This window comes from Actinotignum timonense (genome assembly GCF_030216305.1).
GTDB classification, from domain to species: Bacteria; Actinomycetota; Actinomycetes; order Actinomycetales; family Actinomycetaceae; genus Actinotignum; species Actinotignum timonense_A.
Window position 1 is genome coordinate 175,423 of sequence record NZ_JASOKT010000003.1, and the last position, 6,270, is coordinate 181,692.

Below are 6,270 nucleotides of genomic sequence, written 5' to 3' on the forward strand. Positions count from 1 at the left end.
AGCTAAAGTACGCCCAGGTCGCCCCGGGATATGCCTCAGTAGCCGAAGGTCAAGGTGCCAGTTTCGTCGTCGTCGGCAAAATCCCGGCGAATAGATGTCGCAGCACCGGCAAGATTACGCAAGCGCGCCCGCAACATCTCAATCGTGAGCCCGGCCATCGGCAAACAAATCCGCAACTGGAGGTGACCACCCGACATCACCGCATCACCATCCAAAAACTCGCCGATCCGCTCCAAAATATCGCGAGTACGAGCCTCCGTCGGCGACTCCACCAGCGATGCCGCCACATACAGCACATCCCCCAAGCCGGGAACATTCGCGTAACTGGCGATCATCTCCTGTTTATCCGACTCCGAACGCCACACCACCTCAAAACGGTAATGCACCCCATCCGGCATCGCCTGCGCGTGATAATCAGCCACCAGCACCTCATACAGGCCCGCAGCCGTTGTCACATCACGGGCATCAGACGCTCCGCGCCCCGACTTCTTAGACATCAGCTTCCCCCTCCCGGGTAACGTCCGAAAGCGCATCCGCGCCGGCCGCATGAGAGGCATCCGCGCCGCTCATCGCCCGGGCCTGCGCCGCCACCAAAGCCGCGCAAGCGGCCAACTGCTCGGCCGGAACCGGCAGCGCCACCGCGTAATGAATATGCGCACGCCCGCCCAGCAGGCGAATCCCGCCAATCGGCAGCGCATCCGCGGCGCGCAACACCGCGATCAGATCGGGGCCCGTCGGGTCAATACCGAAATGCTCCAGCACCGCCGCTGCATTGCGAGAAAGCGCCGAGTCGGATTGCGTATCGGATTCCATGCTGGCTTGCGCCTCAGGTTGCGCGCCGGTTTCGGCGGCGGGGTCCGTGCCTGCTTGCGTGCCTGGCTCAGATGCTGCGTGGGTGCTGGACGCCGCGGATGCGGCGGCGCCGTCGTACTTACGCAGCTCCGCGCCGGTGAGCACGGGTGCCGCAAGATGAACGACGGCGCGGCTATCGCGCCGGGTGGACTGCCCGGGCCAGGCGGTAACCGGCACCCCGTGAGTGACAAATCGTAAAGCTGGAGTCTCATCCGCCCGCGCGCCCGCATAAGTATCGCGCAGGGCCGCGGCGGCGTCCTCCCATGTTGTGAACTGTGATACCACCTCACCAGTATTCCACGTTGGCGGCAGAATGCGGCACAGGCCGGGCGCGCCGCGTACAATAGATATCATCCCGTCCACGCTTGTCCGCGGACGGCCCCCTGAGCATCCTCGTGATTTTTCCGCGGCCCTCGAGTAGCAAAGGACGGTACCAGCAGCCATGGCGCATGGAGCACATCTGGCCCCCGAGAGTGACAACCAGGCGGACGCTGCTGCCCTGGATCGGGCCCTGCTTGCTATGGTCGCCGAAGCTGCGCGCCTAACTGCCCCGCGCATGTGGATCAATCGCCTCCGTTTTTCTTCGCGCCGGGCCGCGGTGGCCGCCCGCACCCGCCTGCAACGCAACGGCTGGGTCCAGCAATCACAACTTTCCCAATTCGGGCGGTCCAAAGATTCCTGGATGCTCACCCTGTGGTCCGCCACCTCGGTAGATAACGGGGTCATCGCCGATTCGCGTTCCTACCTGGAGCTCATTGCCGCCGCCACCAACGGGCGTTACCTGGGTTGGGAAGCTTCGCTGCTGCCGGCTCTGCGCGAATGCGATAATCCCGATTATTACCCGGAAGGGAGCATCGGCTGGCTCGCCCCCGGGGATGAGAATTATTTACACGAAGCGCGCGAAGAAGCGAAAAAACTGGTGCCGCGCGGGCGGGAACTGCCCCAGAACCTGCGCGATATATGCGCGCTGCTACCCGAATTGCGCGGCCAACGCTCCCGGCAGGCCCTCGCCTCCGGGCTCGGAGTGCTCATCGGGGACCGGCTGGTAGCCCACGCACCCCTCGCCTGGGTGGCCTACCGCCAGCGCGGCGGTTTCTACCCTTGCCTGCTGGGCCTGGAACGCGATACCGCCTACTTCCCCGAATCCATCGTTGCCGAAGCTTATGACGCCGAAGCGGATCTGTGGGAGCGGCTCCAAGAAGCCGTGCTAGAACTGCCCGCGGCCGAGCAGTAGCGAATACCTTGCCGCGCCCTCGATTTGGCTGGCGATCCACCCGGGCCGCTGCCCGCTAATTTCAAAAGCGTGGCTGAAATAAAGATCCGTGCCGTGCACCACCACCCCGCCCAGGGGTAGAGCCGCGGCCTGGCGGGCTGCCTCCCGCACCGCATCCGCGCTAGCATCACCCAGGCGCAAGGTCACGGCCGCGCTATCCGCCCCGCTCACCAGGGTATTGCGCAGCATCACCACCGGAACCTCAGAGCCATCCACCCGGAGGGTAGCCCCGAAACCGTATTCGGCCTGAGCCGCATCGCGCTGCCCGAGCAGCGGAGCGAGCGCGGAAACCAAACCGTTCCAGCGATACACCCCGGCCGTGCCCAGCAGCTCATCAAAACGAGCATCCACCCCGGCCGGATCCGTGAACTGATCGGCATCCCCGGGCGCATTGCCCACAAAAGGATTCATTTCCGGGCGCGCGGAAAACGTATCCTCCAGAATATCCCCGGCGCCGGCCACCGCCTCCGGCCCGAAAAGATCATCTTTCGTGGGAGGAACGTTATCGAGACCGCGCACGAACACCGCGGTGGCGTCAATAGCGGCGACGACGAGGAACTTCACCATGCTGGTGAGCCGCGAGAAAGGCAATCCGGCCATGCGCAACGCCAGGTGCAGGACCACATCCTCCCCGACAATACGCACATCGCCCAAAGAAAAAGTCTCAAAAACCCAGCCGGCCAGGCCGGTTACATCGATGAGATCCGCCCGGCCCACCGAGCAGCGCAGATTGAGATAGGAACGCCCCTCGGAATCGCGCGCCGGAGAAAGTTCCACAGTTTTCAGGTTGTGCCCGATAGCCACGGCTAGGCGCAGCCCCTCCGTAGATGCCACCGGGCGCATTCCCGCCCGGCACGCGGTGACCACGCGTTCCCAGGTATTAATGATGTAGCCCGGTTCGCCGGGTTCGGCTTCCGGAATATCGCCGAGGGAAGCGGCGATGGTGTCAATTTCCCGACCGATAGCGTCCATCTCATCCATGGGGGAAGTCTACCCGGGGCCTCCGACAGCAAAATGCGGTGTTCACGCTCGGCTCCGTAATGTTCACGCTCGGTGGCGCGGTGGGCGATGTCATATTAAGTAAAAAATGTGGCGAATACTCGGGGAGAAAGTCCCAGCTGCGGGATAAAAGCCTCGCGCGCGGTGGTGATATCGCGTAGGATTAGGCTCCGTCACCAAAAAGTAAGGGTACCCTTACTTACGAGCGTTGGGCTTCCTCACAGGGTGCATCCGATCAGGGCACCAACGCCCAGTATAGCCAGAAAGGGGATGGTGATGGGAATGGGATATCAACGGGGTGCGGTCCGGGCCGGCCTGGCCGCGCTGCTGGCGAGCATGCTTGCCCTGCTGGGGGCCTGCGGAGCTGCGTCGTCGCCGGAAAAAAGCGCGGGAAGCGAGAAACCGCAAGTGCTCACCACCTTCACGGTGCTGGCCGATATGGCGAGCAATATTGCCGGCGAGCATATGGAGGTTGCCTCGATCACCAACCCGGGCGAAGAAATTCACGATTATCAGCCCTCGCCCGGCGATATTAAACGCGCGGAAGGCGCGGATATTATCCTGTACAACGGCCTGGGCCTGGAGCGTTGGTTCGAAAAATTCGTGGAGAATTCCACCGCGGAACGCATTAACCTTTCCGACGGCATCGAACCCGTGGCCATTGCGGAAGGCGATTACCAGGGCAAACCGAATCCGCACGCGTGGATGAGCCCGAAGAACGGCAAATTGTACGTGGATAATATGGTCGCCGCTTTCGCGAAAGTGGATCCCGCCCACGCTGAGGATTATCGCACCAACGGCGAAAACTACAAGAAACAACTGGATGCCATCGCCAGCGATATGGACGCGGCCCTGGCCACCATCCCCGAATCCCAGCGCGCGCTGGTGAGCTGCGAAGGCGCATTCTCCTACCTCACGCGCGATCACGGCCTACAAGAAAAGTACCTGTGGGCGGTCAATGCCGAAGGCGCGCAAACCCCCAAGGCGAAGGCCGACCTCGAGAATTTCGTGCGCACCTCCGGGGTGCGGGCGCTGTTCTGCGAATCCACCGTGGACGACAAAATGGCGTCCGTTGCCGAAGACACCGGTGTTCCGGTGGCCGGCTTACTGTACGTTGACTCGCTTTCCGAGGCGGACGGCCCCGTGCCCACCTACCTCGATTTGCTTCGGTACGACGCCGATCTCATCACCCGCGGGCTGACCGGCAAGGCCAGCGAATCCGCGAGCGAAGCCACGAAACCCGCCGGCAAGTAAACGCCGCTCGCACGTACGCACAATCGCAGAAAGGCGGAGAAACGGTGGCAACACCAGCAGAAACTCCGAAATACGCTCTTGAGGTGAGCGGTGTTCACGCGCGCTACGGCTCGGTGCAGGCCCTCACCTCGGTGAGCTTCGGGCTGACCCCGGGGGTTATTTGCGCCCTCGTGGGGCAAAACGGCTCGGGTAAATCAACGCTCATGAAATCAATTATGGGATCGGTGCGCCACGGTGGGGATATTACGATCCTCGGCCAGAGCGGCGCGCGGGCCCGCAAAGCCGGCCTGGTCGGCTACGTTCCCCAAAACGAAGGCGTGGACTGGGCTTTCCCGGTCAGCGTGCAGGAAGTGGTGACCATGGGCCGCTACGGCTTCATGGGCCCCACCCGCCGCGCCCGCGCTGAGGACCGCGAGGCCGTACGCCACGCCCTCGATATGGTGGAAATGACTCCCTTCGCGGAGCGCCAGATCGGCTCGCTCTCCGGCGGGCAGCGCAAACGCGTTTTTATCGCGCGCGCCATCGCGCAGGGCGCCCAGCTCATGCTCCTGGACGAACCCTTCGCCGGGGTGGATAAACCCTCGGAAACCATGATTATCGCGCTGCTCCAGAAACTGGCGGCCTCCGGGGTAACCATCCTGGTCGCCACCCACGACCTGGCCGGCCTGCCCCAGCTGTGCTCCGAAGTGCTCCTCCTCAACCGCCGCGTCATTTTCCACGGCCCGGTGGCCGAGGCGATGAAGCCCGAGCACCTCATGCAGGCTTTCGGCGTCGTCCCCGATCACGGCGAACCGGAGCCGGGCGCAGATCCGGCAACAGCTTCGGGCGCAAACCCGGCCGCGGACCCGGCCGCAGATCCGACCACGCAGCTGCGCAAGGCAAAGGAGAACCGCTAGTGTGGTACGAACTTTTCGTTGAAATGTGGACGCACCCCTTTATGGTGCGCGGGGCCACGGTCACCCTCACCGCGGCAATCGTGTGCGCGGTCATTAGCTGCTGGCTGGTCCTCATCGGGTGGTCGCTTATGGGCGACGCCCTCTCGCACGCGATTCTGCCCGGCGTGGTCATCGCTTACGTGCTGGGAATGCCCTTCTCCCTGGGCGCGGTCATCGCCGCACTCATCGCGGTGGCGCTGATTTTCCTGCTGCGCTCCACCTCGCGAGTCAAAGAAGACGCCTCCATGGGAGCAGTGTTTACTTTATTCTTCGCGATCGGTTTGATCCTCATCAAGCTCAATCCCTCCAATGTGGACCTCAACCACGTGATCTTCGGCGACCTGCTGGGCGTCACGCGCGCGGATATGATCCAGGTGGTCATCCTGGCCCCGCTCGCGCTCGCGATTTTGCTCTTCAAGCGCCGCGACCTGACCGCCTACGCTTTCGACCCCACCCACCTGCAAGCCATCGGCATCCGCGCCCGCAGCCTCGGCGCGATTTTGCTGTTCTGCCTGGCGCTCACGGTGGTCACGGCCATGCAGGCGGTGGGCGCGATCCTCATTATCGCGTTGGTGATCGTGCCGGGCGCCACGGCGTACCTGGTCACCAACCGCTTCCGCGTCATGCTGATTTTCGCGCCGGTTTTCGCGGCCGTGTGCGCGCTGGTGGGCCTGTACGTGTCCTACTGGCTCGACCTGCCCTCCGGCGCCGCGGTGGTCACGGCCCAGGGCATTATGTTCCTGGTGGTCTGGTTGATTTCCCCGCACGGATTGCGCGGCAAACTCGAGGGCGCGCGCACCCGCGCCGCGGTTTCTATCTAGTACGACGGCGCAGCTAGCCGGCAGTGGCCTTGCCCGCCAAGGGACGTTGCCTGGTCAAACCTGACTTGGCTCATTTTGGCGTGATGTGATTCATATTGACGTTGTGGCCTGGGGTTTTGTCTCGTTGGTGGGTGAA

7 protein-coding genes are annotated in these 6,270 nt (G+C 63.4%); 4 read left to right on the plus strand and 3 right to left on the minus strand.

The features are described from left to right. Nucleotides 1-35: 35 nt before the first annotated feature. Nucleotides 36-497, minus strand: coding sequence for a hypothetical protein (locus tag QP305_RS03470; protein WP_284904023.1), 462 nt, complete (start codon nt 495-497; stop codon nt 36-38). Next, nucleotides 490-1,206 carry a hypothetical protein gene (locus QP305_RS03475; protein ID WP_284904024.1) on the minus strand — a complete coding sequence of 239 codons (717 nt, stop codon included), beginning with the start codon at nt 1,204-1,206 and terminating at the stop codon, nt 490-492. Before QP305_RS03475 ends, QP305_RS03470 begins: the two co-directional genes overlap by 8 nt. An 88-nt stretch (nt 1,207-1,294) precedes the next feature. On the opposite strand from QP305_RS03475, the gene QP305_RS03480 reads away from it, so the two are divergent. Next, nucleotides 1,295-2,086: a ribonuclease E inhibitor RraB gene (locus tag QP305_RS03480; RefSeq protein WP_284896789.1), complete on the plus strand. Its 792-nt coding sequence runs from the start codon at nt 1,295-1,297 to the stop codon at nt 2,084-2,086. Here the strand turns inward: QP305_RS03480 and QP305_RS03485 are convergent. Beyond that, nucleotides 2,060-3,106: a hypothetical protein gene (locus tag QP305_RS03485; RefSeq protein WP_284904025.1), complete on the minus strand. Its 1,047-nt coding sequence runs from the start codon at nt 3,104-3,106 to the stop codon at nt 2,060-2,062. The genes QP305_RS03480 and QP305_RS03485 overlap by 27 nt on opposite strands. A gap of 294 nt (nt 3,107-3,400) precedes the next feature. Here QP305_RS03485 and QP305_RS03490 point away from each other — a divergent pair, with 294 nt between their 5' ends. From QP305_RS03490 to QP305_RS03500, 3 genes are read left to right on the plus strand one after another with little or no spacing between them, the layout of a single operon-like run. Next, nucleotides 3,401-4,378 (plus strand): metal ABC transporter substrate-binding protein, encoded by a 978-nt coding sequence (locus QP305_RS03490; RefSeq protein WP_284904027.1) that lies wholly within the window; start codon nt 3,401-3,403, stop codon nt 4,376-4,378. A 44-nt stretch (nt 4,379-4,422) separates the two neighbouring features. Continuing rightward, nucleotides 4,423-5,274 (plus strand): metal ABC transporter ATP-binding protein, encoded by an 852-nt coding sequence (locus tag QP305_RS03495; RefSeq protein WP_284904029.1) that lies wholly within the window; start codon nt 4,423-4,425, stop codon nt 5,272-5,274. Nucleotides 5,275-5,297: 23 nt separating this feature from the next. Beyond that, entirely contained in the window at nt 5,298-6,134 is an 837-nt protein-coding gene (locus QP305_RS03500; RefSeq protein ID WP_284896850.1) for a metal ABC transporter permease, read from the plus strand. The last annotated feature ends 136 nt before the right edge of the window (nt 6,135-6,270 follow it).